Origin of the sequence: Nocardiopsis sp. SBT366, from assembly GCF_001083815.1 — a bacterium.
Lineage (GTDB): Bacteria > Actinomycetota > Actinomycetes > Streptosporangiales > Streptosporangiaceae > Nocardiopsis > Nocardiopsis prasina.
Window position 1 is genome coordinate 1 of record NZ_LAVM01000080.1, and the last position, 25,194, is coordinate 25,194.

At 71.2% G+C, this 25,194-nt stretch carries 20 protein-coding genes; 16 read left to right on the plus strand and 4 right to left on the minus strand.

The annotated features are described in order from the left end of the window. Nucleotides 1–37 precede the first annotated feature (37 nt). The 10 genes from ADX84_RS25755 to ADX84_RS20595 all read left to right on the plus strand — a co-directional run bounded on the left by ADX84_RS25755 (nt 38) and on the right by ADX84_RS20595 (nt 10,053). Entirely contained in the window at nt 38–544 is a 507-nt protein-coding gene (locus ADX84_RS25755; RefSeq protein WP_049577992.1) for a CD225/dispanin family protein, read from the plus strand. 38 nt (nt 545–582) lie between these two features. Continuing rightward, nucleotides 583–1,119 carry a DUF2752 domain-containing protein gene (locus ADX84_RS20555; protein ID WP_049577995.1) on the plus strand — a complete coding sequence of 179 codons (537 nt, stop codon included), beginning with the start codon at nt 583–585 and terminating at the stop codon, nt 1,117–1,119. 212 nt (nt 1,120–1,331) lie between these two features. Beyond that, on the plus strand, nt 1,332–2,138 hold the full coding sequence (gene trpC, locus ADX84_RS20560; protein WP_049577997.1) for an indole-3-glycerol phosphate synthase TrpC: 807 nt from the start codon (nt 1,332–1,334) through the stop codon (nt 2,136–2,138). 260 nt (nt 2,139–2,398) lie between these two features. Next, nucleotides 2,399–3,616, plus strand: a complete 1,218-nt coding sequence (gene trpB, locus ADX84_RS20565; RefSeq protein ID WP_049577999.1) for a tryptophan synthase subunit beta — start codon at nt 2,399–2,401, stop codon at nt 3,614–3,616. Then, nucleotides 3,616–4,422 (plus strand): tryptophan synthase subunit alpha, encoded by an 807-nt coding sequence (gene trpA, locus ADX84_RS20570; protein WP_049578001.1) that lies wholly within the window; start codon nt 3,616–3,618, stop codon nt 4,420–4,422. The genes trpB and trpA overlap by 1 nt, the downstream gene beginning before the upstream one ends. Before the next feature lie 374 nt (nt 4,423–4,796). Continuing rightward, nucleotides 4,797–5,306, plus strand: coding sequence for a MauE/DoxX family redox-associated membrane protein (locus tag ADX84_RS20575; protein ID WP_049578043.1), 510 nt, complete (start codon nt 4,797–4,799; stop codon nt 5,304–5,306). Nucleotides 5,307–5,380: 74 nt separating this feature from the next. After that, complete coding sequence (locus tag ADX84_RS20580) at nt 5,381–6,373, plus strand: thioredoxin domain-containing protein (RefSeq protein WP_049578004.1); 993 nt, start codon at nt 5,381–5,383, stop codon at nt 6,371–6,373. A gap of 46 nt (nt 6,374–6,419) precedes the next feature. Continuing rightward, nucleotides 6,420–7,532 (plus strand): prolipoprotein diacylglyceryl transferase, encoded by a 1,113-nt coding sequence (gene lgt / locus ADX84_RS20585; protein WP_049578006.1) that lies wholly within the window; start codon nt 6,420–6,422, stop codon nt 7,530–7,532. A gap of 104 nt (nt 7,533–7,636) precedes the next feature. After that, nucleotides 7,637–8,803 carry a hypothetical protein gene (locus ADX84_RS20590; protein ID WP_049578012.1) on the plus strand — a complete coding sequence of 389 codons (1,167 nt, stop codon included), beginning with the start codon at nt 7,637–7,639 and terminating at the stop codon, nt 8,801–8,803. Nucleotides 8,804–9,171: 368 nt separating this feature from the next. Next, nucleotides 9,172–10,053, plus strand: coding sequence for a hypothetical protein (locus ADX84_RS20595; RefSeq protein ID WP_049578014.1), 882 nt, complete (start codon nt 9,172–9,174; stop codon nt 10,051–10,053). A gap of 91 nt (nt 10,054–10,144) precedes the next feature. On the opposite strand, the gene ADX84_RS20600 is transcribed toward ADX84_RS20595, so the two are convergent. Beyond that, nucleotides 10,145–11,938, minus strand: a complete 1,794-nt coding sequence (locus tag ADX84_RS20600) for a bis-aminopropyl spermidine synthase family protein (protein WP_049578017.1) — start codon at nt 11,936–11,938, stop codon at nt 10,145–10,147. Between the two features lie 574 nt (nt 11,939–12,512). On the opposite strand from ADX84_RS20600, the gene gltB reads away from it, so the two are divergent. The 4 genes from gltB (at nt 12,513) to ADX84_RS20620 (ending at nt 19,956) form a co-directional block, all read left to right on the plus strand. Continuing rightward, on the plus strand, nt 12,513–17,069 hold the full coding sequence (gene gltB / locus ADX84_RS20605; RefSeq protein WP_049578021.1) for a glutamate synthase large subunit: 4,557 nt from the start codon (nt 12,513–12,515) through the stop codon (nt 17,067–17,069). Nucleotides 17,070–17,096: 27 nt separating this feature from the next. Beyond that, on the plus strand, nt 17,097–18,551 hold the full coding sequence (locus tag ADX84_RS20610; protein ID WP_049578023.1) for a glutamate synthase subunit beta: 1,455 nt from the start codon (nt 17,097–17,099) through the stop codon (nt 18,549–18,551). Nucleotides 18,552–18,612: 61 nt separating this feature from the next. Then, nucleotides 18,613–18,990, plus strand: a complete 378-nt coding sequence (locus ADX84_RS20615) for a DUF2784 domain-containing protein (RefSeq protein ID WP_049578026.1) — start codon at nt 18,613–18,615, stop codon at nt 18,988–18,990. 72 nt (nt 18,991–19,062) lie between these two features. Continuing rightward, nucleotides 19,063–19,956 carry a prenyltransferase gene (locus tag ADX84_RS20620; protein WP_049578028.1) on the plus strand — a complete coding sequence of 298 codons (894 nt, stop codon included), beginning with the start codon at nt 19,063–19,065 and terminating at the stop codon, nt 19,954–19,956. Nucleotides 19,957–20,056: 100 nt separating this feature from the next. Here ADX84_RS20620 and ADX84_RS20625 read toward each other — a convergent pair whose 3' ends face one another. Next, the gene (locus ADX84_RS20625; protein ID WP_049578031.1) at nt 20,057–20,767 is read right to left on the minus strand and encodes a maleylpyruvate isomerase family mycothiol-dependent enzyme; all 711 of its coding nucleotides are present in this window, start codon (nt 20,765–20,767) and stop codon (nt 20,057–20,059) included. A 162-nt stretch (nt 20,768–20,929) separates the two neighbouring features. On the opposite strand from ADX84_RS20625, the gene pyk reads away from it, so the two are divergent. Beyond that, on the plus strand, nt 20,930–22,363 hold the full coding sequence (gene pyk / locus ADX84_RS20630) for a pyruvate kinase (protein ID WP_049578033.1): 1,434 nt from the start codon (nt 20,930–20,932) through the stop codon (nt 22,361–22,363). Nucleotides 22,364–22,577: 214 nt separating this feature from the next. On the opposite strand, the gene ADX84_RS20635 is transcribed toward pyk, so the two are convergent. Both ADX84_RS20635 and bla read right to left on the minus strand, forming a co-directional pair. Continuing rightward, entirely contained in the window at nt 22,578–23,552 is a 975-nt protein-coding gene (locus tag ADX84_RS20635) for a DUF1266 domain-containing protein (RefSeq protein ID WP_049578035.1), read from the minus strand. Nucleotides 23,553–23,807: 255 nt separating this feature from the next. After that, nucleotides 23,808–24,737, minus strand: coding sequence for a class A beta-lactamase (gene bla, locus ADX84_RS20640; protein ID WP_049578038.1), 930 nt, complete (start codon nt 24,735–24,737; stop codon nt 23,808–23,810). Between the two features lie 124 nt (nt 24,738–24,861). On the opposite strand from bla, the gene ADX84_RS20645 reads away from it, so the two are divergent. Then, the coding region (locus tag ADX84_RS20645; RefSeq protein WP_049578041.1) for a LysR family transcriptional regulator at nt 24,862–25,194 on the plus strand (333 nt) is incomplete at its 3' end.

Consider the following 25,194-nt stretch of genomic DNA (forward strand, 5'->3'; position numbering starts at 1 on the left):
CCCGCCCCGGGGACACCCGTCCGGAAGGACAGCACCCATGAGTTACGGGCCTCCGCCCCCGGGCGATCCCGCGGGACACGACCAGTCCACCGGAGGCTACGGCCCGCCGGCCCCGCAGTACGGTCAGCCGCAGGCTCCCTACGGGGACCAGTCCACCGGAGGCTACGGCCCGCCAGCCCCGCAGTACGGTCAGCCGCAAGCTCCCTACGGTCAGCCCATGCAGTACTACGGCGCCCCCGGACCCTACGGGGTTCCCGGTCCGTACGGGGTGCAGCCGCCCGCCTCCGACCCGCCCAAGAACTACCTGGCCTTCAACATCCTGGGGATCTTCGGCTGCCTCGGCATGACGAGCATCATCGGCATCATCGGCCTGATCTTCGCCCTCCAGGTCAGCAGCAAGTGGCACATCGGCGACTACGTCGGGGCCGAGTCCGCCGCCAACACCGCGAAGGTCCTCGGCATCATCGGCCTGTGCTGCTTCGTGGTCACGGCCCTCTACCTGCTCTCCATGGGCGTCCTCATCGTCACGTCGATCGCGGCCTGACCCGGGGACACGCGAACACCCGCCAGTAGTCTGGGCGGGTGCAGCAAGACGACGAACCCGCCAGCCCCCGGCCACCCGCCCCGTCCCGCCCGGCCGGACCCGCGGACCGGCCCGGGGGAGGCGTCACCACGGGACGGGCCGCCCGTCTCGTCCAGCGGGTCCACCCGGCCACCTGGCCGGTGTCCCTGGGAGCGCTCGGAGTCCTCGGGCTCGTCCTCCTCCACCTGGTCGACCCCAACGAACCGGGCAACTACCCCACCTGCCCCTGGCTGCTCCTCACCGGCACGTTCTGCCCCGGCTGCGGCACCATGCGCGCGGTGGCACTGCTCACCCACCTCGACGTGCCCGGCGCCCTCGCCATGAACCCGCTCCTGGTGCTGCTCCTGCCCTACCTCGCCCTCACCTACCTGACCTGGCTGGCCGGGACCCTGCGACCGCGCGCACGCCCGCCCCGACCCGCCCCGACCTGGTTCGTCTGGACGATCCTCGTCTGCTTCGTGGTCTTCTGGATCGCCCGCAACCTGCCCTGGTTCTCCTTCCTCGCCCCCGGCACCCCACTCCTGCCCTCCTGGTGAGAACGGGCTCGCCCCGATGATGCGGGTTCCTGCCCGATCGCGCCGAATCCTCCGGCGCGGTGACCCGGGGGCGGCGACCCCACGGCCCCCGAGGGTCGATACGATGACCAGCACAGGGTGTGACGGCCCGCGCCGACACCCGACCGGACCGCCGTGTCCACCTCCGGACCGGCCGCCGTGAACCGCAACCATGGACGAGGGAGCTAGAACCTGTGAGCGTGCTCGACGAGATCCTCGACGGAGTACGCGCTGACCTGGCGCAGCGACAGGCGGAACTCCCCCTGGACCGCCTCAAGGCCCAAGCCGAGTCGGTGCCCGTCCCCAAGGACGCCGAGGCGGCCCTGCGCCGCCCGGGCGTCCACGTCATCGCGGAGGTCAAGCGGGCCAGCCCGTCCAAGGGCCCGCTCGCCTCCATCACCGACCCCGCCGCACTGGCCCGCGACTACGAGGCGGGCGGCGCCACCTGGATCAGCGTGCTCACCGAGGGACGCCGCTTCCACGGCAGCCTGGACGACCTGCGCGCCGTCCACGCCGCGGTCGAGACCCCCCTGCTGCGCAAGGACTTCGTCGTCAGCTCCTACCAGCTGTGGGAGGCCCGCGTCCACGGAGCCGCCGCGATCCTGCTCATCGTCGCCGCGCTGCCCCAGGACGCCCTGATCTCCCTCGTCGAACGCGCCCGCTCGCTGGGCCTGACCCCGCTGGTCGAGGTCCACGACGAGGACGAGGTCGCCCGCGCCCTGGACGCCGGAGCGACCGTCATCGGCGTCAACGCGCGCAACCTGAAGACCCTGGAGGTCGACCGGGACACCTTCGCCCGGCTCGCCCCCCTCATCCCGGCGGACCGCGTCAGAATCGCGGAGTCCGGGGTCCGTGGCCCGCACGACCTGCTGGCCCACGCCGGAGCCGGAGCCGGAGCCGTCCTGGTGGGCGAGAGCCTGGTCCGTGGACGTAACCCGCGCGAGGCCGTCGCCGACCTGGTGACCGCCGGCGCCCACCCCGCGCTGCGCGACCGGAACTGACGGGACCAACACGATGGGACCGACGAAGGCGTACACGGAGCCCGCGCGGCACACGCCCGCGCGCCCGCTCCGGCGCCGATGGCGATGGCGCTAGGGAGCCCGTAGGCACGACCCGCGGGTTCCCGTCGCCGCGTTGACCCGAACCAACTCGCGCCGCCCGAGCCAGGCGGCCGCACGGCCGGTCGGCGCGCGGCACCCCGTGGCGCGACGCCCCGGGCCTACTCCGCGCGTTCGGCCTCCTCTTCCCAGGAGAACTTCCCATGAGCCACGCCCAACCGGTACCCGACGACCGCGGGCACTACGGCCGCTTCGGCGGCCGGTTCGCCCCCGAATCCCTCATCGCGGCCCTCGACGAGGTCGAGGCCGAGTGGGCCAAGGCCAAGGACGACCCCGCCTTCCACGCCGAGTTCGACGAACTCCTCAAGAGCTACGCGGGGCGTCCCAGCCTCCTCACCGAGGCCCGTAACTTCTCCGAGCACGCGGGCGGGGCGCGCGTCCTGCTCAAGCGCGAGGACCTCAACCACACCGGCTCGCACAAGATCAACAACGTGCTGGGCCAGGCACTGCTCACCAAACGCATGGGCAAGACCCGCGTGATCGCCGAGACCGGCGCGGGCCAGCACGGCGTGGCCACGGCCACCGCCTGCGCCCTCATGGGTCTGGACTGCGTGATCTACATGGGGGAGGAGGACACCAGGCGCCAGGCGCTCAACGTCGCCCGCATGCGCATGCTCGGCGCCGAGGTCGTCCCGGTCACCATCGGCAGCCGCACCCTCAAGGACGCGATCAACGAGACCTTCCGCGACTGGGTGGCCAACGTCGACCACACCCACTACCTCTTCGGTACCGCGGCCGGTCCGCACCCCTTCCCCAAGCTCGTCCGCGACCTGCACTTCATCGTGGGCGCCGAGGCCCGCGAGCAGGTCCTCGAACTCACCGGCAGGCTCCCCGACGCCGTGGCCGCCTGCGTCGGCGGCGGTTCGAACGCCATCGCGATCTTCGCCGCCTTCATCCCCGACGAGAGCGTCGCCCTCTACGGGTTCGAGGCCGGGGGAGCGGGCGCCGACACCGGCCGGACGGCCGCCTCGATCACAGCCGGAAGCCACGGCGTCTTCCACGGCGCGCGCACCTTCGTCCTCCAGGACGAGTACGGCCAGACCCTGCCCAGCCACTCCATCTCGGCCGGGCTCGACTACCCGGCGGTGGGCCCCGAACACGCCTACCTGGCGGACACGGGACGCGCGGTCTACGAGCCCGTCACCGACACCGAGGCCATGGAGGCCTTCCGGCTGCTCTGCCGCACCGAGGGCATCATCCCCGCCATCGAGAGCGCGCACGCGCTGGCCGGGGCGATCAGGCTCGGCAAGCGCCTCGGGCCCGACGCCGTGATCCTGGTCAACCTCTCCGGGCGCGGAGACAAGGACGTCAACACCGCGGCCGACTACTTCGGCCTCGTCGACTCGGAGGGACAGGCGTGATGACCACGCTCCAGACCAAGCTCGCCCAGGCCCGCGAGGCCGACCGCGCGGCGCTCGTCGGCTACCTGCCCGCCGGTTTCCCCGACGTCGACTCCTCGATCCGGGTCATCCAGGCCATGGTCGAGGGCGGGTGTGACGTCATCGAGGTCGGACTGCCCTACTCCGACCCCATGATGGACGGCCCCACCATCCAGCGCGCCGCCGACCGGGCGCTGGCATCGGGCACCACCACCGACGACGTCCTCCGGGTCGTGGAGGCCACCGCCGAGACCGGCGCCGCCGCCCTGGTCATGTCGTACTGGAACCCGATCGAACGCTACGGCGTGGAGCGCTTCGCCACCGAACTCGCCAAGGCGGGCGGGGCCGGGGTCATCACCCCCGACCTCATCCCCGAGGAGGCCGAGGAGTGGTACGCCGCCTCAGAGCAGGCCGGGCTCGACCGGATCTTCCTGGTCGCCCCGTCCTCCACGGACCGGCGCCTCGAACTCACCACCGACGCGTGCAGCGGGTTCGTGTACGCGGCCTCGCTCATGGGGGTCACCGGTACCCGCGCCCAGGTCGCCGACACCGCCGAGGCCCTGGTGCGCCGCACCCGGGCGGTCACCCGCGAGTCCGGCCTGCCGATCTGCGTCGGCCTGGGGATCTCCACGGCCGCGCAGGCCGCCGAGGTCGCCGCCTACGCCGACGGCGTCATCGTCGGCGCCGGGTTCTGCCAGCGGGTCCTGGACGCCCCGGACCTGGAGACCGGGCTCGTCGCGGTCCGCTCCTTCGCCGAGGACCTCTCCGCCGGGGTGCGCTCCCGGTAGCCCGACCCCAGGGCTCGGGAGCCGATCCCGGCCCATGCCACAACCCCCGCGGTGGGCCGCGCCAGCAAGGCGCGGCCCACCGCTCTCGTGTCCGCACCCCAGCCGTCCCGGGCAGGTCAAGCCCAGGGTTAAGAGGGTGAGAATCGGGTGAGAGGCGCCCTCGGATCCCCGTGAACGGGCCACCCCTTCGGGCTCCGGGTGGTGTGATGGCGGTGTCCCGGACGCGTGGCCGCCCGCCGTGCTCTCCGGTTCCGACGCCCTGTGCCACAAAGTCACTACACACAGTAGGCTTTGTTTCAACACGAAGAGCGACCAGGCGCGCACCCAGTGGCATGAGCGCGAACGACCGACCCCCACTCCCGAAGGCCTCGCAGATGACGGAAACCCACGACGACACCCCCACCTCCCGGCCCACCGGCCGCTGGGAGACCGTCCAACCCTGGCTCACCCTCGCCTGCCGGGTCGGACTCGCCGCCGTCCTCATCACCGCGGCCGTCACCAAGTTCCCGCCCGCCCTCTCCGTGCAGGCGGTCGAGGCCTACGACCTCTTCCCCACCGAGATCGCCCAGTTCATCGGCCACGTCCTCCCGCTGTTCGAGCTCGCCCTCGCACTGCTCCTCCTCGTGGGCCTGGCCACCCGGCAGGTCGGAGCCGTCGGCGCCCTGCTGATGATCGTCTTCATCGCGGGAATCCTCTCCGCCATGGCCCGGGGCCTCAACATCGACTGCGGCTGCTTCGGCGGCGGCGGACAGGTCGACCCCGGCGAGACCACCTACGGGCTCTCCATCGCACGGGACATCGCCTTCGGGGCCATGGGCGCCTTCATCGCGCTCTGGCCCAGGTCCCCCTTCGCCCTCGACCGCGCCCTCGGGCTCTTCCGCTAGTCCCGGAACACGGTGCCCCGGCACCCCGACGCGACGGTCGACCACCTCCAGAAAGCCAGAAACAGAGGAACACCATGGGGAGTGAAGCGCGCAAGCGCTCCCGCGAAAAGCTCAGGGAACAGCGGGAGAAGGAGAAGCGGGCCGCCAAACGCAACCGGACCCTCATCGTCGTCGGCGCCGCCGCGGCCGTGGTCCTGCTCGTCGTCGGGATCGGCTACGCCGTCCTCACCTCCGGCAGCAGCGACGGCTACGAGGGCCCGCTGGCCGCCCAGACCCTCCAGGACGACGGCAGTGTCGTCATGGCCGAGCCGGACGCCTCCGCCCCCGTCGTCGAGGTCTACGCCGACTACCAGTGCCCCGCCTGCCGCCAGTTCGAGCACTTCGGCGGCGACGTCCTCAAGGAACAGGCCGCCGCGGGCACGGCGATCGTCCACTACCGGCCGGTCAGCATCTTCGCCCAGCAGCCCGTGCCCATCAGCTCGAACTCACTGCGAGCCGGTGCCGCGGCCCGCGCCGCCGCCGACTACGGCGTCTTCGTCGAGTACAACGACACCCTCTTCGAGAACCAGCCCACCGAGGGCAAGGACGGCTTCACCGTCGACGAGCTCAAGCAGTGGTTCCGCGACACCGAGCCCTCCGACGAGGACGGGCAGGCCTTCGACGACCGCGTAGACGGCGAAGCGGAGATCGTCAAGGAGTTCACCGAGGAGTACCTGCCGGCCCTCACAGCCGACGCCACCGAGCAGATCGGCGAGGAGAACATCGGAACCATGGTCCTGTCCGACCTCATCAGCTGGGGAGCCAGCAACGGACACGACCCCGCCTTCCTGGAAGGCACCTACACGGGCGAGATCATCGACGCCACAGGGAAGGCCTACACTCGCTACAGCGGAGCCAACGAGTTCCGCGCCACGCCTTCCGTCTACATCAACGGCGAGTTGCTCGACGGCAACACCGCCATGTCCGCCAGGGGCCTGTCCGACGCCATCGCCGAGGCGGGCGACGGCGAGGTCAGCACCGAGCCGATGGACTCCGACGGCGGGGGTGACGCGGAGGAGAACCCCTGATCACCACCCCCGCACGCGGGGCGAACCCGAGAGCAGAGCAGTGACATTGTCGTCGACAGCTTCCGAGGGCGCGGCCGAGTTCGGCCGCGCCCTCGCGGCCATTCCCAGCCCCGAGATCAACTCGATCCCCATCGGGCCGTTCCAGATCCACTTCTACGCCCTGTGCATCCTCGCCGGGGTCATCGTCGCGGTCTACTGGAGCGAGCGCCGCTGGAAGGCGATGGGTGGTGAGCCCGGCACCATCATGGACATGGCCGTGTGGGCCGTGATCCTGGGTCTGGTCGGCGGACGCCTCTACCACGTCATCAGTGACGCCCACCTGTACTTCGGGCCGGACCGCGAGGCCATCCGGGCCCTCTACGTGTGGGAGGGCGGACTGGGCATCTGGGGCGCCATCCCGCTGGGCGCCGTGGGTGTGTGGCTGGTCGCCCGCAAGCGCGGGCTGTCCATGTCCAAGCTCTCCTTCGCGATCGCACCCACCATCCCGCTGGCCCAGGCCATCGGCCGCTGGGGCAACTACTTCAACCAGGAGCTCTTCGGGCGCCCCACCGACCTGCCCTGGGCGCTTGAGATCTACCCCACCCCCGAGGGCCACATGCGGGCGGGCATGGAGGTGGGAGTCACCACCTACCACCCGACCTTCCTCTACGAGTCCCTGTGGTGCCTGGTCCTGGCGGTCCTGCTGGCCTACCTCGGCCGCCGCTTCGAGAGCACTCTCCAGGGCGGACGCCTCTTCGCCGTCTACGTCATGGGCTACTGCGTCGGCCGCTTCTGGATCGAGTACCTGCGCGTCGACCCTGCCAACGACTTCTTCGGCATGCGCCTGAACAACTGGACCTCCATCGCGGTCCTCCTCGGAGCCCTGGCCTACTTCGTCTGGGCCGGTCGCCGCCTCGACTCCTTCTCCACCGCGGTCGTCCCCCACGGGCAGGACGCCGGGACCCAGGTGTTCGGCGACACATCCGCCGGCGAGAAGGCCGACGAAGGCACCGTCTACAGCGCCGTCGACAGCGACGACTCGGTGTTCGACCAGGCCACTGGTGGTTCCGAGGGAGCCGGGACGGAATACCACCCGAGCCCTGAGCGATCTAGTAGCGAGGGCTCGGCGGAGGACGGCGCCGACGGCGCGGAAGGCAACTCCGGGTCGAAGCCCGAGTAGAGCGGGACATTCCGAAAACCGGCGCACCGGCCCGTGGCCGTGCGCGCCGTACGACGAAGCCCGCAACAGTCGAGCAGACCACGGGTTGACGATTGAGAAAGACCGTGAGCAGAGCCGAGTCCGGTCACGGACGCAGACGTCGGCGCGGCGGATCCCGCCGTGCCGACAGCGCCCACACCGAAGAGCACGTCGAGGAACACGGCCCCGAGGACGGGTACGAGGAGCAGTACGACCCGGAGGAGGACTTCTCCGAGGAGTACGGCCACACCCAGGCCCGCCCGGACGCCGAGTACGACGACTACGACGACCCCGACACCGGGTACGAGGACGAGGAGGACCCGGAACACGGGGCCACTCGTGCCGAGGGCCGCAAGGGCCGACGCAAGGACAAGAAGGGCGTGGGACTCGTCTCCGCCTTCTCCGCGTCCGCGATCAAGAAGGTGTCGGTCCTGGGCGACAGGCCCAACCAGATCGTCTACACCCTTGCCGAACAGAGCAAGCGCAAGCGCGGCACCGCCGTGCTCGGAGTGCTCCTGGGCGCCTTCAGTATCGCCCTGGTCGCCCTTCTGGGACTGCTGACCTACCAGCTCGTCACCGGGACCGGCGGCAACACCGACCGGGGTGAGGAGACCATCGTCGCGCCGCCGGAGGGGCACAGCACCATCACTCCGGAGCTGTACCTGTCCGAGCCCGACCGGCCCGAGGTGTTCGGTTCCATCGAGAACCGTCCCGACGACGTCGAGCCCATGACCGACGAGTCCGTCTTCGGGCCCGTCGAGGAACTCGACATGGCCGGGATGAAGCTGGAACTCCAGGAGTCCGAGGTCACCGACTCCTGCACCTCACTGGTGTGGGGCGAACAGCTCGGCCAGAGCCTCCTGGACGCCAACTGCCTCAACGCGGCCTCCGGTGTGTACACCGACTCCGACGATGACTACGTCGCCCAGGTGACCCTGTTCGACCTCTCCGACAGCGCGGGCGCCACCGAGGTGGCCGCCGCCATGGACCCGACCAACGCGGAGACCGGGGCGGGCTTCCTGCTGTCCCGTGAACTCGACGGCGTCGAGGGACTCCAGGAGGGCTACAGCCAGGCCACCACCCAGGTCATGGGTCACTACCTGGCCGTCTACTGGGTCGCGCGCACCGACGGCTCCCTGCCGGGGGACGACTCCGGTCTGGCCACCGCGAGCGTGGTCTCGCAGAGCGCCTTCGGGTTCGTCTACGACGAGGTCGTCGCGCACAAGCCCGAGGAAGAGGAAGAGGGAGAGTAGGAGCGGATCTGTCCGGCCCCGTCGGGCGCCCCGATAGGATCTCGGACAGATCGATCCGCCCGCCGGGGTGTGTTCCACCGATTTATGGGAACACGGCCCCGGGGTCGACACCAGGCGGGAGGCGTCCCCCCGCCGTTCCCGAGCGCAACCGGGCCGGTCACCTCACGTGACCGGCCCGCATCCACGGAAAGGTCCTTTGGGTGTCCCCTTCTGAACCGTCGACGCCTGGCAGGCCGGGCCGCCGGAGGAAAAACAGCGAGCCAGCCGAACCCCCCGCCCAGGAGGACCAGAGCCGGTCCGAGAACCGCGAGGGCGGGCGCCGCAAGAGCGGCGGCCGACGCAAGAAGGAGCCCCGCCGCCTCGGCGGGATGCTGACCCTCCTGGTCGGCGCCCTCGTCGTCGCGCTCATCGCCCTGGGCACGGTGCTGTTCTTCCAGTTCTCCGGTGACGACGGCGAGGAACAGGCCGCCCAGGAGACCCGACCCGCCCTGTACAAGGTCCAGGACTCCCAGGACAGCAACATGAACGCGGTGCTGTCCTCCCGGGAGCAGGACACCCGGCCGCTCAACGAGGGCGAGCTCTTCGAGCGCCACAACTCCGAGATCTCCGGGCAGAGCCTGGGCTTCACCCTGCGCGACTCCGATCTGACCGAGGACTGCTCCGCGGCGGTCTGGGGCGAGCAGGTGGAGCAGGCCCTGGCCGACGCCGACTGCACGCAGGCGGGCCGCGCCACCTACCTGTCCGAGGACGACGTCTTCGGTGTGGTCGCGGTGTTCAACCTCGCGGACATCGAGGGCAGCCGTGCCGTGGCCGAGGCCATGGAACTGCCCGAGGCCGAGGAGGGCGAGGAGCCGGCCGACCCCGGTTTCGTGCTCTCCCCCTCCGGTGAGGACCCCCTCAACCGCCTCGGCGTCGGCTACAGCGCGGCCGACGCCATCATCACCGGCCACTACCTGGTCGTGGTGTGGGTCCAGCCCACCGACTCCGAGTCGGTCGACGAGCGGGTCAGCCTGGTCACACCGCTGGTGACCCTGGCCAACTTCCGCAACCCCTTCTTCCGCAGGATCGGTGAGCTCGGCGGCGACGCGCCCGCCGGTACCGAGGAGGGCACTGGCACGGAAGAGGGCACCGGTACTGAGGAGGTGCCCGGCGCGGGCGACGGCACGGGGGAGGGCACCGGCCAGGAGACGGTCGAGGACCCGCCCCCGGCGGAGGGCGCGGTGGAGGCACCCGCGGTACCCGGCGAGTAACGGCCTCACCCCTCGAACACACGGGCGGGGCCCGGTGGGAACGACCTCCCACCGGGCCCCGCCCGCGTTCGTGGAGACGGACCGATCCGGGTCAGTCCTCCCCCTCGGCCCGCGACTCCGTCGCGGCGGACTCCTCGACCCGGGCCAGGAGTTCCGAGGCCACCCCGCGCAGCTCCGCGAACCGGTGCTCGGGCAGGTCCAGCAGGGCGTGCCCCGCCACCCACTCGGGGGCCGAGGCCACCGCGTGCCGGGCCGTGCGCTTGTTGATCGGCCGCCCCAGCCGGGCCGCCGCCTCCACGAGCCCCGTACGCAGGGTCGCAGTCAGCGTCCCGTGCGCCCGCGCCCGCACGTGCGCCAGCACCTGGTCGGCGCCCTCGCCCGACTCCGGGTTCCGGGTGCACCGGATCGCGGTGAGGTCGGCGGCGCCCACCCCCCGCAGGAACCGGACCCGGCACCCGGGCTCCACCAGGGCACGGAACCCCTTCTGGCCCGCCTCGTCACGCACCCAGCGCGAGGACGAGGGCACCAGGACGAAGGTGTCGTCGGCGGTGGAGGCCAGCGCCACGCGGGGCGCCAACCGCTCCCACCCACCGGTGAGGTTGACCACGGCGTGCGCCCCCACGGCGGTGGGGGATTCCATCCAGGTGGACAGACGCACCCGGACCTCCCCCGACACCTCACGCGGCCAGTCACCGACGAGAGCGGGCGCGGGGCCGTCGGTGTCCGACCTGCTCAGCTCCGCGATCCGTGCCAGCACCGCGGCGGCCCGCTCCGCGTCGAGACCCCCGCGCGCCTCCTTGGCGTTGACCCCCTGGCTGTACACCCGCGAGGCGTCACCGCCGGGGGAGGGCAGGGTGCGCGCGAGGGGACGCAGCACGTACAGGTCGCTGGCGGCACCGATCGACTCCGCCCCCAGATAGCGGTTGAAGTCCGGCCACACCGCCTCCAGGAGGAGTCCCGAGCGCACCATCCGCGCCTGGGTGGCGGCCGCGAGCTTCGGCGTGGTCTCGCTGGCTCCGTAGGCCACGAGCACCCGCCCGCGCCTGGGATCGGCCAGACCCTCCACGCCGCGTCGCACGAACAGGTCCACCCCGTCGGGGGTGTAGGGCGGATCGGTGAAGACCAGGTCGGCGCCCTCCCGCAGCGACGCGGGCAACCCCAGGCGCAGGTCGGCGGTGTGGGTGCGCACCGGCAGTCCCAGCCGCTCGGCCACCGCGTCGATGTGGGCCAGCACCCGCTCGTCGAGGTCGACCACCCGCACCCGGGCCTCCGGACGCACCAGCGCCAGTGCCAGGGACGTGAGGTCGTGATCGCCCACGCACAGGAGCGTGCGCTGGCGGAGGTCGAACCGCGTGGCCAGGAACAGGGCGCGGCGCAGCGCGGTCTCGGCGGTCGCGGACACGTGGTCCAGGTCCAGGTCGGAGGCGGGTCCCTCCGAGATCGCCCGCGCCAGCTCGGCGGTGGCCCAGGCGTGGGCGGGGAGCAGGTGGGCCACCGGGTCGGCCAGCGACGGCGCGGTCGCGCTGTTGTACGGGGCGGGTCGTGACAGGCGGTGCCGCTCGCCAGCGGGCTCGCGCTCCAGTTCCCCAGCCGCCTCCAGGGCCCTGAACAGGGAGGCCACCACGGCGTGCGCCACGCCACTGGCGCGTACGAGTTCGTTGGCGCTCCACCAACGGCCGTCGGAGAGCAGCGCCAGGACCGTCCGGGGGCGCGTGGCGTCGGGCCCGTACTCGCGCAGGAAGTCCTCCACCGCCTCGGGGAGGGGCTGGGGGTCGTCGGGCCGAGAGGGTGTCTGAGTCTCCGGGGCGCCGGGTACGCGGGCGGCCTCGGGGGAGTCGGCGGCTCCGGGTTCGACCGGGCCGGGGGAAGTCGGGTGTCCTGCCATTCCGTGATCCTCCCACGTCGCGGACGCCCCGGCGGTGCCTCAGACGGGACGGTTCCCGCCGGATGAGGGGGATATCACTCCCCGGCGCGTTCCTCCCTCCCTTGGGAGTGGCGCCACCCCCGGGGTAACGTGGGAAGGCAGTGCTCAGCGCCGTCGCGCGATGGGTGAAGAACCGGCCAACGATCGGTCTTTCATCCCCTTTGGGAGGTTTAGCGGGTTTCCCTCGTGGAAAAACCCGCAAGGCCAGCCTTCATCGGACCCCGGTCCGAGAGGGACCCACGCCACTCCCCAGGGAGCGGGCACACCACGGGCCACGGCGCACCGCGGCGCCTTCTGGTCTAGACCTCCGATTCGCATCGGGGCCCGACCAGCCTGTATAAGAGAACCTGCCCGACACGGGCCGCCCACCGGCACCGGCGACACGAGGACGTGTACGCGACACGGTGCCACGGAACGGGCGACCCACACCGTCGGGACCGCCCCAGGGCGGAACAACAGAATCACGCACGCAGCAGGGCCAACGTCGTCCCGGATGCGCTTTTCACGAAGCCGACGAGAGACGACTGGAGGGCAGATGCCCGCTGGAAACGTGCGGCGTTCGTCCGTCCGAACGAACGCAGACGCCACCCCCCAGGGCCTGTACGACCCCGCCTTCGAGCACGACGCCTGCGGAGTGGGCTTCGTGGCCGACCTCACCGGTCGTCAGAGCCACGACATCGTCAGCAAGGCGCTCACCGTCCTGCGCAACCTCGACCACCGGGGCGCCTCCGGAGCCGACCCCGACGACGGCGACGGCGCGGGCATCCTCACGCAGATCCCGCACGAGCTCTACACCGAGGTCTGCGACTTCCCGCTCCCCGCCGCGGGCGCCTACGCCACCGGCATCGGCTTCCTGCCCTCCGACGCCGCCGAGCGCGCCGCCGCCGTGCGGACCATCAACACCATCGTCGCCGACGAGGGCCTCACCCTCCTGGGCTGGCGCGAGGTCCCCTTCGAGCCCCAGTACAGCGGCCCCGCCGCCCGCGAGGCCATGCCCTACTTCGGGCAGCTCTTCGTCACCGGCACCCCCGGCACCGCCACCGAGGGCCTCACCGGGATCGACCTCGAACGCCACGCCTACTGCGTCCGCAAGCGCGCCGAGCACGAGGCCGACGTCTACTTCCCGAGCCTGTCCCCGCGCACCATCGCCTACAAGGGCATGCTCACCACCCCGCAGCTGGAGCCGTTCTTCCCGGACCTGTCCGACCGCCGCTACGCCTCCGGCCTGGCCCTGGTCCACTCCCGGTTCTCCACCAACACCTTCCCGTCCTGGCCGCTCGCCCACCCGTTCCGCTACGTGGCCCACAACGGCGAGATCAACACGGTCAAGGGCAACCGCAACATGATGCGGTCCCGTGAGGCCAAGCTCGCCACCGAGCTCATCCCCGGCGACCTGTCCCGCGTGTTCCCGATCGTCGACCCCGACGACTCCGACACCGCGTCCTTCGACGACGCCCTCGAGCTGCTCCACCTGGGCGGGCGCTCGCTGCCGCACGCGGTCCTCATGATGATCCCGGAGCCCTGGGAGAACCACACCGAGATGGACCCGGCCGTCCGGGCCTTCTACGAGTACCACTCCACCCTCATGGAGCCCTGGGACGGCCCCGCCTCGGTGTCCTTCACCGACGGCACCGTCGTCGGCTCCGTCCTGGACCGCAACGGACTGCGCCCCGGGCGCTACTGGGTGACCGACGACGGCCTCGTCGTCCTCGCGTCCGAGGCCGGCGTCCTCGACATCGACCCCGCCACGGTCGTGCGCAAGGGACGGCTCCAGCCCGGCCGCATCTTCGTCGTCGACACCGCCCAGGGGCGGATCATCGAGGACGAGGAGATCAAGGCCGAACTCGCCGCCGAACACCCCTACCAGGAGTGGATCGACTCCGGCGTCCTGCGCCTGGCCGACCTCCCCGCCGCCGAACCCACCCCGGTCACCGAACTCAACCTCGCCCAGCAGGTGTTCGGCTACACCGAGGAGGAACTGCGGATCATCCTCACGCCGATGGCCCGCACCGGCGCCGAACCCATCGGCTCCATGGGCACCGACACCCCGGTGGCCGCCCTGTCCGCGCGCTCGCGCCAGCTCTTCGACTACTTCTCGCAGAACTTCGCGCAGGTCACCAACCCGCCGCTGGACGCCATCCGTGAGGAGATGGTCACCAGCCTGTCCACCCTCCTCGGAGCCGAGGGCAACCTCCTCCAGGCGTCCCCGGGCGACACCCAGCGCCTGGTCCTGCCGACCCCGGTCGTCGACCAGGCCCAGCTCGCCGCGATCGTCGCCGCCGGGCGGGACAACCCCGCGCTGCGCACCTTCACCGTCGACGGCACCTACCCCGTCGACGGCGGCGGCGAGGCCCTCTCCGCCCGCCTGGACGAGATCAACACCGAGGTCTCCCGGGCCATCACTGACGGCGCCCACATCCTCGTGCTCAGCGACCGCCGCGCCGACGCCGAACGCGCGCCCGTCCCGTCACTGCTGCTCACCGGCTCCGTCCACCACCACCTGGTCCGCGAGAAGACCCGCACCGAGGTCGGCCTCCTCGTCGAGGCCGCCGACGTCCGCGAGTGCCACCACGTGGCCCTCCTCGTCGGCTACGGAGCCTCGGCGGTCAACCCGTACCTGGCCCTGGAGACCGTTCGCGACCTGGTCGAACGCGGCACCCTCGGCGGCGTGGAAGCCGACACGGCCGTCCGCAACACCGTCAAGGCGTTCGGCAAGGGCGTCCTGAAGGTCATGTCCAAGATCGGCGTGTCAACGGTCAGCTCCTACACCGGCGCCCAGATCTTCGAGGCCCTCGGCCTGGGCCAGGAGGTCATCGACCGCTGCTTCACCGGCACCACCTCCCGCCTGGGCGGCGTCGGCTTCGACATCCTCGCCGAGGAGGTCGCGCTCCGCCACCGCCGCGCCCACGCCGCCAACCCCAACGCCCACCGGCGTCTGGAGGTCGGCGGTGAGTACCAGTGGCGCCGTGAGGGCGAGCCCCACCTGTTCGACCCCGAGACCGTCTTCCGGCTCCAGCACTCCACCCGCGACCGCAAGTACGACATCTTCAAGGAGTACACGAACAGGGTCGACGACCAGTCCGCCCGGCTCATGACGCTCCGGGGACTGTTCCGCCTCAAGGAGGGCGTCCGCGAACCCGTCTCCATCGACGAGGTCGAGCCCGTCTCGGAGATCGTCAGGCGCTTCTCCACCGGCGCCATGTCCTACGGCTCCATCTCCGCTGAGGCACACGAGACCCTCGCCATCGCCATGAACCGCCTCGGCGGCAAGTCCAACACCGGTGAGGGCGGCGAGGACCCGGCCCGCTTCACCCCGGACGCCAACGGTGACCTGCGTCGCAGCGCCATCAAGCAGGTCGCCTCCGGCCGCTTCGGCGTCACCTCGCACTACCTCAGCAACGCCGACGACATCCAGATCAAGATGGCCCAGGGCGCCAAGCCCGGCGAGGGCGGCCAGCTGCCCGGCCACAAGGTCTACCCGTGGGTGGCCAACACCCGCCACTCCACCCCCGGCGTCGGCCTCATCTCGCCGCCGCCCCACCACGACATCTACTCCATCGAGGACCTCGCCCAGCTGATCCACGACCTCAAGAACGCGAACCCGTCCGCGCGGGTCCACGTCAAGCTGGTCTCCGAAGCCGGTGTGGGCACCGTCGCCACCGGCGTGTCCAAGGCGCACGCCGACGTCGTCCTCATCTCCGGCCACGACGGAGGCACCGGCGCCTCGCCGCTGACCTCCCTCAAGCACGCGGGCACCCCCTGGGAGCTCGGCCTCGCCGAGACCCAGCAGACCCTGCTGCTCAACGGCCTGCGCGACCGCATCGTCGTCCAGGCCGACGGCCAGATGAAGACCGGCCGCGACGTCGTCGTCGCCGCCCTGCTCGGCGCCGAGGAGTACGGTTTCGCCACCGCGCCCCTCGTCGTCTCGGGCTGCGTCATGATGCGCGTCTGCCACCTCGACACCTGCCCCGTGGGCGTGGCCACCCAGAACCCCGCCCTGCGCGAGCGGTTCTCCGGCAAGGCCGAGTACGTCGTGAACTTCTTCGAGTTCATCGCCCAGGAGGTGCGCGAGTACCTCGCCCAGCTCGGCTTCCGCAGCCTCGACGAGGCCATCGGCTCCGTCGACCTGCTCGACACCGTCGAGGCCGTCGACCACTGGAAGGCCCAGGGCCTGGACCTGTCGCCGATCCTGCACGAGGTCGAGCCCATCGCCGGGGACCACCGCGCCCACCGGCGCATCCAGGACCACGGCCTGGAGAAGGCCCTGGACAACACCCTCATCCAGCTCAGTGAGGGAGCGCTCGACTTCGGCCAGCCGGTCCGCCTCGAACTGCCCGTGCGCAACGTCAACCGCACCGTGGGCACCATGCTCGGGCACGAGGTCACCAAGCGCTACGGTGCCGACGGCCTGCCCGCCGACACCATCGACGTGTCCTTCACCGGCTCCGCCGGACAGTCCTTCGGCGCCTTCGTGCCCCAGGGCATCACCCTGCGGCTGTCCGGCGACGCCAACGACTACGTCGGCAAGGGCCTGTCCGGCGGCCGCGTCATCGTCCGCCCCGCGCAGGCCTCCACCCTCGCCGCCGAGGAACACATCATCGCCGGAAACGTCATCGGCTACGGCGCCACCTCCGGGGAGATCCTTCTCCGGGGCGTCGTCGGCGAACGCTTCTGCGTCCGCAACTCCGGCGCCACCGCGGTGGTCGAGGGCATCGGGGACCACGGCTGCGAGTACATGACCGGGGGGCGCGCCGTCATCCTCGGCCGCACCGGGCGCAACTTCGCGGCGGGCATGTCCGGCGGTATCGCCTACGTCCTCGACCTGGACACCCAACGCGTCAACCCCGAGATGGTCGAGGTCGAGGACCTCACCGACGAGGACCGCGAGTTCCTCACCGGCGTCCTCACCCGCCACCACGACGAGACCGGCTCCACCGTCGCCGAACGCCTCCTGGCCGAGGGCAGCAAGGGGCTCGACCGCGTCGCCAAGGTCATGCCGCGCGACTTCAAGCGCGTCCTGCTCGCCCAGGCCGAGGCCGAACGCGAGGGTCGCGACGTCAACGAGGCCGTCATGGCCTCCGCGCAGTCCTGAAGTCAGCACACGAGAGGAGGAGGAACCATGGCTGACCCCAAGGGTTTCCTGAAGATCACCGAGCGCGAGCTCCCCAAGCACCGCCCCGTCGACGTCCGCATCCAGGACTGGCGCGAGGTCCACGAGGACTTCGACCGAGGAACCGTCACCAAGCAGGCCTCGCGCTGCATGGACTGCGGCATCCCCTTCTGCCACAACGGATGCCCCCTCGGGAACCTCATCCCCGAGTGGAACCACCTCGTGTACACGCACGACTGGGCCGAGGCGATCGAACGGCTGCACGCCACCAACAACTTCCCCGAGTTCACCGGGCGCCTCTGCCCCGCGCCCTGTGAGTCCGCCTGCGTGCTCGGCATCAACCAGCCCGCCGTCACCATCAAGAACGTCGAGGTCTCCATCATCGACCGCGCGTGGGAGGAGGGCTGGGTCAAGCCCCTGCCCCCCACCCACCGGACCGGACGCAAGGTCGCCGTCGTCGGATCCGGCCCCGCCGGACTGGCCGCCGCGCAGCAGCTCACCCGCGCCGGACACGACGTCACGCTCTACGAGCGCGCCGACCGCGTCGGCGGACTGCTCCGCTACGGCATCCCCGAGTTCAAGATGGAGAAGCGGCACATCGACCGCCGCCTCGCCCAGATGACCGCCGAGGGCACCACCTTCCGCACTGGCGTCAACGTCGGCGTGGACGTCACGGGCGACCAGCTCAGGGCCGACCACGACGCCGTGGTCCTCACCGGTGGCGCCACCAAGTGGCGCGACCTGCCCGCCACCGGCCGCGAACTCAACGGCATCCACCAGGCCATGGAGTACCTGCCCCTGGCCAACCGGGTGCAGGAGGGCGACCTCGACCGGGCGCCCATCCACGCCGAGGGCAAGCACGTCGTCGTCATCGGCGGCGGCGACACCGGCGCGGACTGCGTCGGCACCGGGCACCGGCAGGGGGCCGCCTCGGTCACCCAGCTGGAGATCATGCCCAAGCCCCCCACCACGCGCCCCGACCACCAGCCCTGGCCCACCATGCCGATGCTGTACAAGGTCACCAGCGCACACGAGGAGGGCGGCAAGCGGATCTACTCCGTCAACACCCTGGAGTTCCTCGGGGACGAGGAGGGCAACGTCCGCGCCCTGAAGCTGGTCGAGGTCAAGCGCGGCCCCAACGGCTTCGAGCCCGTCGAGGGAACCGAGCGCGAGATCCCCGCGGACCTCGTCACCCTCGCCATGGGCTTCGTCGGCCCCGAGAAGGAGGGCCTGCTCGACCAGCTGGGCGTCGAGCTCGACGGCCGCGGCAACGTGGTCCGTGACGCCGACTACCGGACCACCGTCGACGGCGTCTTCTGCGCCGGGGACATGGGCCGGGGCCAGTCGCTCATCGTCTGGGCCATCGCCGAGGGCCGCTCGGCCGCAGCCGGGGTGGACCGCCACCTCACCCGGGACACCGTCCTGCCCGTGGCCATCCCGCCCACCGAGCGCCCGCTCGTGTAGGAGACCACCGCCCGGGCGCGGGGGTCTGTCCCCGCGCCCGGCCCCGCCCTACCATCGACCCATGGTGTACCGCGTCATCGGTGAGGGGGCCATGGTCCTGCACCTGGTCTTCCTCGCCTACGTCGCGCTGGGCGGCTTCCCGGCCTGGCGCTGGCCCCGCCTGTTCTGGCCCCACCTGGCCATCGCCCTCTACGGCCTGGGCATCACCGTCATCGGCTGGCAGTGCCCCCTCACCCACGTGGAGGACTGGGGCCGCCAGAACGCCGGACAGGCCGGGCTCCCGCCCGAGGGGTTCATCGCGCACTACCTCACCGGTGTCATCTACCCCGCCGAGCACCTCCTCACGGCGCAGCTCCTGGTGGCCCTGAGCGTCGCCGTGTCCTGGGCCGGAGCGCTTTACCTGCACCGCCAACGCAAGCGCCCCGAGAACGCCGCGTAAAGATCGCGAATGGATCAGGGCGAGGCTGTTCTCCCTGCCCGGACCCCGCCGTACCGTCGAATCATGACCGTTGTGACCTGGGATTCGTACCGCGCAGCAGAACACTTCACCATGCGCAGCGCCCGGCTCGTCGACCGGCACCGCTTCGCCTACCTCTTCCAGAGCGGACCGGCCGAACCGGTCCGCGCCACACTCTCCGCCTACCGCAACCTCGACGGCGGCTACGGCAACGGACTCGACCCCGACCTGCGGGGCCACGCCAGCCAGCCCGTGGCCACCGAGATCGCCCTGCGCTACCTCGACGAACTCGGACCTGTCCCCGCCCAGATCGGTGCCGGCGTCTGCCGGTACCTCTCCACCGTCAGCAACGACGACGGCGGGCTCCCGACCTCGCTCCCCAGCGCCCGCTACACCGAATCCGCGCCCTGGTACCGCCACAACCACGACTTCGGCAGTCGCCTCGACATCACCGCGATGATCACCGGGCTCCTGCACAAGAACAACATCACCCACCCCTGGCGCGACCTCGCCACGGCCTTCTGCTGGAAGCACGTCGACTCGCTCAAGTGGACCAACCCGCACGAGGCCATCGGCATCTGCTGCTTCCTCCAGCACGTCCCGGACCGCCCCCGTGCCATCGTCGCGATGAACCACCTCTCCCACATGATCCGCGCCGTCATCGACGTCCACCCCCGGGCCACCGGGCACGTCCACACGCCGCTGGACCTGGCCCCGGACCCTGGCCACATCGCCCGGCCGCTCTTCACCGACCAGGAGATCGAACGCAACCTCCAGGCCTTCGAGGACCAGCAGCGCCCCGACGGGGGCTGGGACGCGTGCTGGGACGACTGGGACACCGTCGCCACCCTCGAACGCGAGGGCATGCGCACCATCCAGCGGCTGCGCATCCTGCGGGCCTACGGGCACGTGCAGCCCGACCTGCCCCGACCCCGCCGCGCAGGCTGAGCGCAACGCTCGGCGAGCGGCCGAACCGGGGGAGAGGGCGAACAGGGCAGGGGCGGCGGTCAGCAGGAGCGGGCCGCCGCCCACGGCGACGCGATCCCGCTCAGCCCAGAGCCAGCAGACGCACCCCGGCCGCCGTCAGCACCGCCCGGTCCACCTCGGAGCCCGACCGCCCGGTCACCGCGCGCACCGCCGCCAACGACGGGCCCCGCTGACCCACCTCCTGCGGCAGCACCCGCCGCAGCTCCTCCGGGTCCGCCGACCCGAACAGCACTCCACGGACCACGTCCAGCGCGGCCCCCGACGTCCACGGCTCCCGACCGAGCGCGTCCGCCAGGTCCAACCCGTGCAGCACCAGCTCCACCACCCGGGTCACCAGGTAGTCCGTCAGCAGCATCGGGTCCCCGTGCCGCGTCACGATCCGCCGGTCCACCGGCTCACCCGGAAGACGCCCCGCCAACGCGTCCCAGGTCCCGCGCAGCACCCGGCCCGGCTCCGCCGCGTCCTCACGCCGCGAGGCCCGCTCCACCGCGCCCGCCACCCGCGCCGCGTTCACCTCCGGCGAGAACCGCACCTCCGGCACGTAGTACCCCGCCGCGGAGACCGACCCCTCCGACACGCCCGGCCGACCCTGGTCCAGGGCCACCAACACCTGGTTCAACGAACCCACCGTGTGCACCGACAACGCCGCCACGTCCCACGGAGCGCATCGTGTTGGCAACATCACCTCGGACTCCGACAGGCCCAGCAGGACCTCCTCCAGCGCCGTGACCTCCGCGCCCAGAGCGGGCTCCACCACAGAACGATCGAACACCGACAACCCCTCCGCCAGACACCGAACACGGCCCCACGGCCGCGCCCACATCCAACACCCCTTACGCAGGGTCACCACGTTCGCCCCAACTCCACCTCAGATACGTGTATTCGCAACCTGGTTTAGACCACTCCATCCCCCAGACGCTCTAAAGTGATAGTCGTGACACGTCGAGCAAAAATCGTTGCGACCCTTGGCCCCGCCACATCGAGCCCGGAGACCCTCCGGCGCCTCGTCGACGCGGGCCTCGACGTCGCCCGTCTCAATCTCAGCCACGGAACCCACGACGACCACCGCGCCAGCCTCGTCAATCTCAGGCAGGCCGCGGCGGACGCCAAACGAGCAGTGGGGGTCCTCGCGGACCTCCAAGGACCCAAGATCCGCGTGGGAACCTTCCCCGACGGACCCGTCGAACTCGCCGCCGACGACGAGTTCACCATCACCATCGAGGACGTGCCCGGCGACCGCCAGCGCGTCTCCACCACCTACAAGGGCCTCCCCGGCGACGTCCGCCCCGGCGACCGCGTCCTCATCGACGACGGCCGCGTCGTGCTGGAGTGCACCAAGACCACCAGCACCGAGGTCCACACGCGCGTCATCTTCGGCGGCACCGTCTCCAACCACAAGGGACTCAACCTCCCCGGAGTCGCCGTCAGCGTGCCCGCCCTCACCGAAAAGGACGAGGCCGACCTGCGCTGGGCCCTCGCCCAGGGCGTCGACATGGTCGCCCTCTCCTTCGTCCGCAGCCCCGCGGACGCCGAGGAGTGCCACCGCATCATGGACGAGGAGGGCGTCACCGTCCCCCTCATCGCCAAGATCGAGAAGCCCCAGGCGGTCGAGCGCCTCCAGGACATCATCGAGGTCTTCGACGGCGTCATGGTCGCCCGAGGCGACCTCGGTGTCGAGCTGCCCCTGGAGAACGTTCCGATGGTGCAAAAGCGCGCCGTCGAACGCTGCCGCGACAAGGCCAAGCCGGTCATCGTCGCCACGCAGATGCTCGAGTCCATGATCAGCGCGCCCCGACCCACCCGGGCCGAGACCTCCGACGTCGCCAACGCCGTCCTGGACGGTGCGGACGCCGTCATGCTCTCCGGCGAGACCAGCGTCGGCCAGTACCCCATCGAGACCGTCGAGACCATGGCGCGCATCGTCAGCGCCGCCGAGCAGGAGTCCCTGCGCGCCTCGCACATCCTCAACCGGGTGCCGGAGACCACCGGCGGGGCCATCGCCCGCGCCGCCGCCGAGATCGGCGCCACCGTCGGCGCCAAGGCCCTGGTCGCCTTCACCATGTCCGGTGAGACCGCCCGGCGCCTGGCCCGCTACCGTTCACCCATCCCGCTCCTGGCCTTCACCACCGAGGATGAGACCCGGGGCAGGCTCTGCCTGACCTGGGGCACCGAGAGCAACCAGGTCCCGTGGGTCGACAACACCGACGACATGGTCCGCCAGGTCGAGAACGAGCTCCTTCAGCTCGGCGACTACCACAAGGGTGACAAGGTCGTCATCGTCGCCGGCAGCCCGCCCGGAACCACCGGTTCCACCAACTCCCTGCGCGTCCACCGACTCGGCGACGCCGTCGCCCTCGGTACCAGCTGAACCAGCTGACGCGTGAACGGGCGCCCCGACCGGGCGCCACCTGACGGGCCGCATCAGGTCCGGCCCGGAGGAAGGCGTACTGAGCCGCGCCGACCTCTCCGGGCCGACCGGTGCGGCCGATGTCATGTCCGGGGTCGGGCCCCACACGGGGCGGGGGCGCGCACCGGAGCACGCGGGAGCGCCACCGCCGGCTCTCCGGGTTCGCGCTCCCGGGTCACTGCTCCTGGTTGGAGGAGACCCCGCCCTCGAAGGTCACCCGGTCCAACGGCATGTCCCAGGGCAACAGGTTCCAGGGGCTCCTCGGGTCCTCGTCCAACAGACCCAGCGCCACCCACACACGGTCGGCGTCCGGCCGGTCGACCTCCACCGGGTCGCCGTCCACGCCCTTGTCCGGCCAGAGCAGGTAGCCGGCGTGGAAGGCCGTGGACAGCTGGCCCCACGACGAGTAACGGCGCTGGAGGTCGGAGGCCACCCGCCGCAGCAGCGTCTGCGTCTCCACCGGGCTCAGCCAGTCCAGGGACGCCCCGCCGCACACCAGCCGGATGACGTGCACCGACTTCCACCACTGGTAGGCGCCGATGATCACCGTCTCGTCGGCCTCGGTCACGCGCGTGACCGCCCGCAGGCGGGCCACCTGGTCCGGGGACAGCTCCACCGTCTCGCCGGTGTCCAGTCCGCCCTGGTCCAGTGGCAGTCGGGACCGGGCCGTGCCCGCGCGCAGGTCCACCGCCAGGTCCAGGCTCGGTCCCTGGTGCAGACCGGCCAACAGGGTGTCGACCGCGGTCAGCAGGGACTCCCGGTCCACCACCGACCACTGGCGCTCCAGCATCCGCCGGTACCGGCGTCGCAGGCTCGGCCGCGCCACCACGTCCCAGGGCTCGGCCAGTGCCACACGGAACGGGGCCGCCGCCGCGGCGGCCCACCGTTCGGTGCTCAACGGGGCCTCGGGGTCCTTGGTCCGGATCGTCGGGGACTCGTGCGAGCCCACCACCAACTCGGCGAACGAACCCGCGGACAGGACCAGCAGGGGCAGGAACGACCAGCCGGGCAGGTCCACGGCGACGAGCAGGACCGCGGACAGGGCCACCGGGGTCCACAACCACGGCTGCCGCCGCCGGGAGCCCCAGGCCACCACGACCCAGGCCCCGATCACCAGCGCGCCGATCAACCCGGCCACCGCGGTCAACAACCGTCGCCCCTCCCTCGCTGCGTGCCCGATCCGACCGGGCTTTCCGCCATCAAGGATCAGGGACGCGGCGGCTCCCGGGCGACCGAACCCACGGGTTGTGCTCAGGTTGTGGCCGTGATGTGACCGGTTCAGCCCGCTTGTAGCTACATAAAGTGACAAAAGGCCTATTTAGGGTCGAATGGGTCGGGTAGTTACAGAGGTTCTGGCCAGTCTGTCCCGACCTGGCCAGAACCCCCGCCCCACCAGCCGAAACTCCTAGCCCAGGGCCTCCACGACCACCTCGGTCGCCTCCGCGATCAGCGCGTCGTCGTGCTCCGCGTCCTCCACGCCCACGCTGGACATCACGGCAAGCACGATCGGGTCGCCCTCCTCGGGCCACAGCACCGCGATGTCGTTGCGCGTTCCGTAACCGCCGTTGCCGGTCTTGTCACCGACGACCCAGCCCTCGGGCACGCCCGCCCGGATCAGGTCGTCACCCGTCGTGTTCCGCACCAACAGGTCCACCAGCACCTCGCGACGGTCCTCCGGCAACACGTCCCCCAGCGTGAACGCCTCCAGGCTCGACGCCATCGCCTCCGGAGTGCTCGTGTCCCGCACCTCGCCCGGGACGGCCGAGCTCATCTCCACCTCGTACCGCTCCAGCACCGTCACGTCGTCGCCGGTCAGCTCACCCAGCCGCTCCGTGAACCCCGCGGGACCGCCGATCTCGTCCAACAACAGGTTCGCCGCCGCGTTGTCGCTGAACCGCACCGTCGCGTCGCACAGCTCCAGCAGCGACATCCCCGAGTCCAGGTGCTCCTCCACGACCGGTGAGTGCGGGACCAGCACCTCCTCGTCGAAGGTCACCACCCGCTCCATCTCCTCCAGCGAGTTCTCCGACAACACCACCCCGGCCAGCAGCGCCTTGAACGTGGAGGCGAACGCGAAGCGCTCGCCCTCCTGGAACGCCACCTCGTCACCCGACCCCGTGTCCAGCGCGTACACACCCAACGTGGACCCGTACTCCTGCTCCAGGGCCTCGAACTCCGCCGCGAAGTCCACCGTCACCGAAGCGGACTCCGCGGGCTGCCCCGCGTCCCCCGCGCCCTCGGAGGCGCCACAGCCGACCAGAGGCACCAACGCCACCGACGCAACGAAACCGCGCCACCACACACCGCGCACAGCAAACCCCACGAAAACCCCCATAAGCACAGGAATCAGAAGAGAGACGAACCAGAACCGGCCCGCCACCGCAGTCTCACCAACCGCGACCCATGCTGTCCAAGACACAAACAGCCACACCCATGCGGATTCGACATAACCTCAGACCATGGACCTCGTCGGAGCCTGCACCGCCTTCATCCACGTCAGCGACCGAGGCAGCTTCACCCTCGGAGCCGCCGCCGCGCGCATCCCCCAACCCGTCGCCAGCCGTCGCATCGCCGCCCTGGAGAAACACCTCGGCGCACCCCTCTTCGACCGCACCACACGACGCGCCACCCTCACCCAGTTCGGCCACACCGTCCTGCCCACCGCACGACGCCTCGTCAACCTCGCCCACACCCTCGAACACGACGCCGCCCAGGCCCGCCACACACCCCTGCGCCTCGCCGTCCCCGCCACCTGCACCACCCACGACCTCGCCCACCTCACGGCCCAGGCC

Coding starts and splice junctions, on each gene's coding strand:
- ADX84_RS20600 (WP_049578017.1), bottom strand. CDS start 11,938: ATGGCAGGACACCCGACTTCCCCCGGCCCGGTCGAACCCGGAGCCGCC.
- ADX84_RS20610 (WP_049578023.1), top strand. CDS start 17,097: ATGGCTGACCCCAAGGGTTTCCTGAAGATCACCGAGCGCGAGCTCCCC.
- ADX84_RS25755 (WP_049577992.1), top strand. CDS start 38: ATGAGTTACGGGCCTCCGCCCCCGGGCGATCCCGCGGGACACGACCAG.
- trpA (WP_049578001.1), top strand. CDS start 3,616: ATGACCACGCTCCAGACCAAGCTCGCCCAGGCCCGCGAGGCCGACCGC.
- trpB (WP_049577999.1), top strand. CDS start 2,399: ATGAGCCACGCCCAACCGGTACCCGACGACCGCGGGCACTACGGCCGC.
- ADX84_RS20580 (WP_049578004.1), top strand. CDS start 5,381: ATGGGGAGTGAAGCGCGCAAGCGCTCCCGCGAAAAGCTCAGGGAACAG.
- gltB (WP_049578021.1), top strand. CDS start 12,513: ATGCCCGCTGGAAACGTGCGGCGTTCGTCCGTCCGAACGAACGCAGAC.
- ADX84_RS20595 (WP_049578014.1), top strand. CDS start 9,172: ATGCTGACCCTCCTGGTCGGCGCCCTCGTCGTCGCGCTCATCGCCCTG.
- bla (WP_049578038.1), bottom strand. CDS start 24,737: ATGGGGGTTTTCGTGGGGTTTGCTGTGCGCGGTGTGTGGTGGCGCGGT.
- ADX84_RS20575 (WP_049578043.1), top strand. CDS start 4,797: ATGACGGAAACCCACGACGACACCCCCACCTCCCGGCCCACCGGCCGC.
- ADX84_RS20615 (WP_049578026.1), top strand. CDS start 18,613: ATGGTGTACCGCGTCATCGGTGAGGGGGCCATGGTCCTGCACCTGGTC.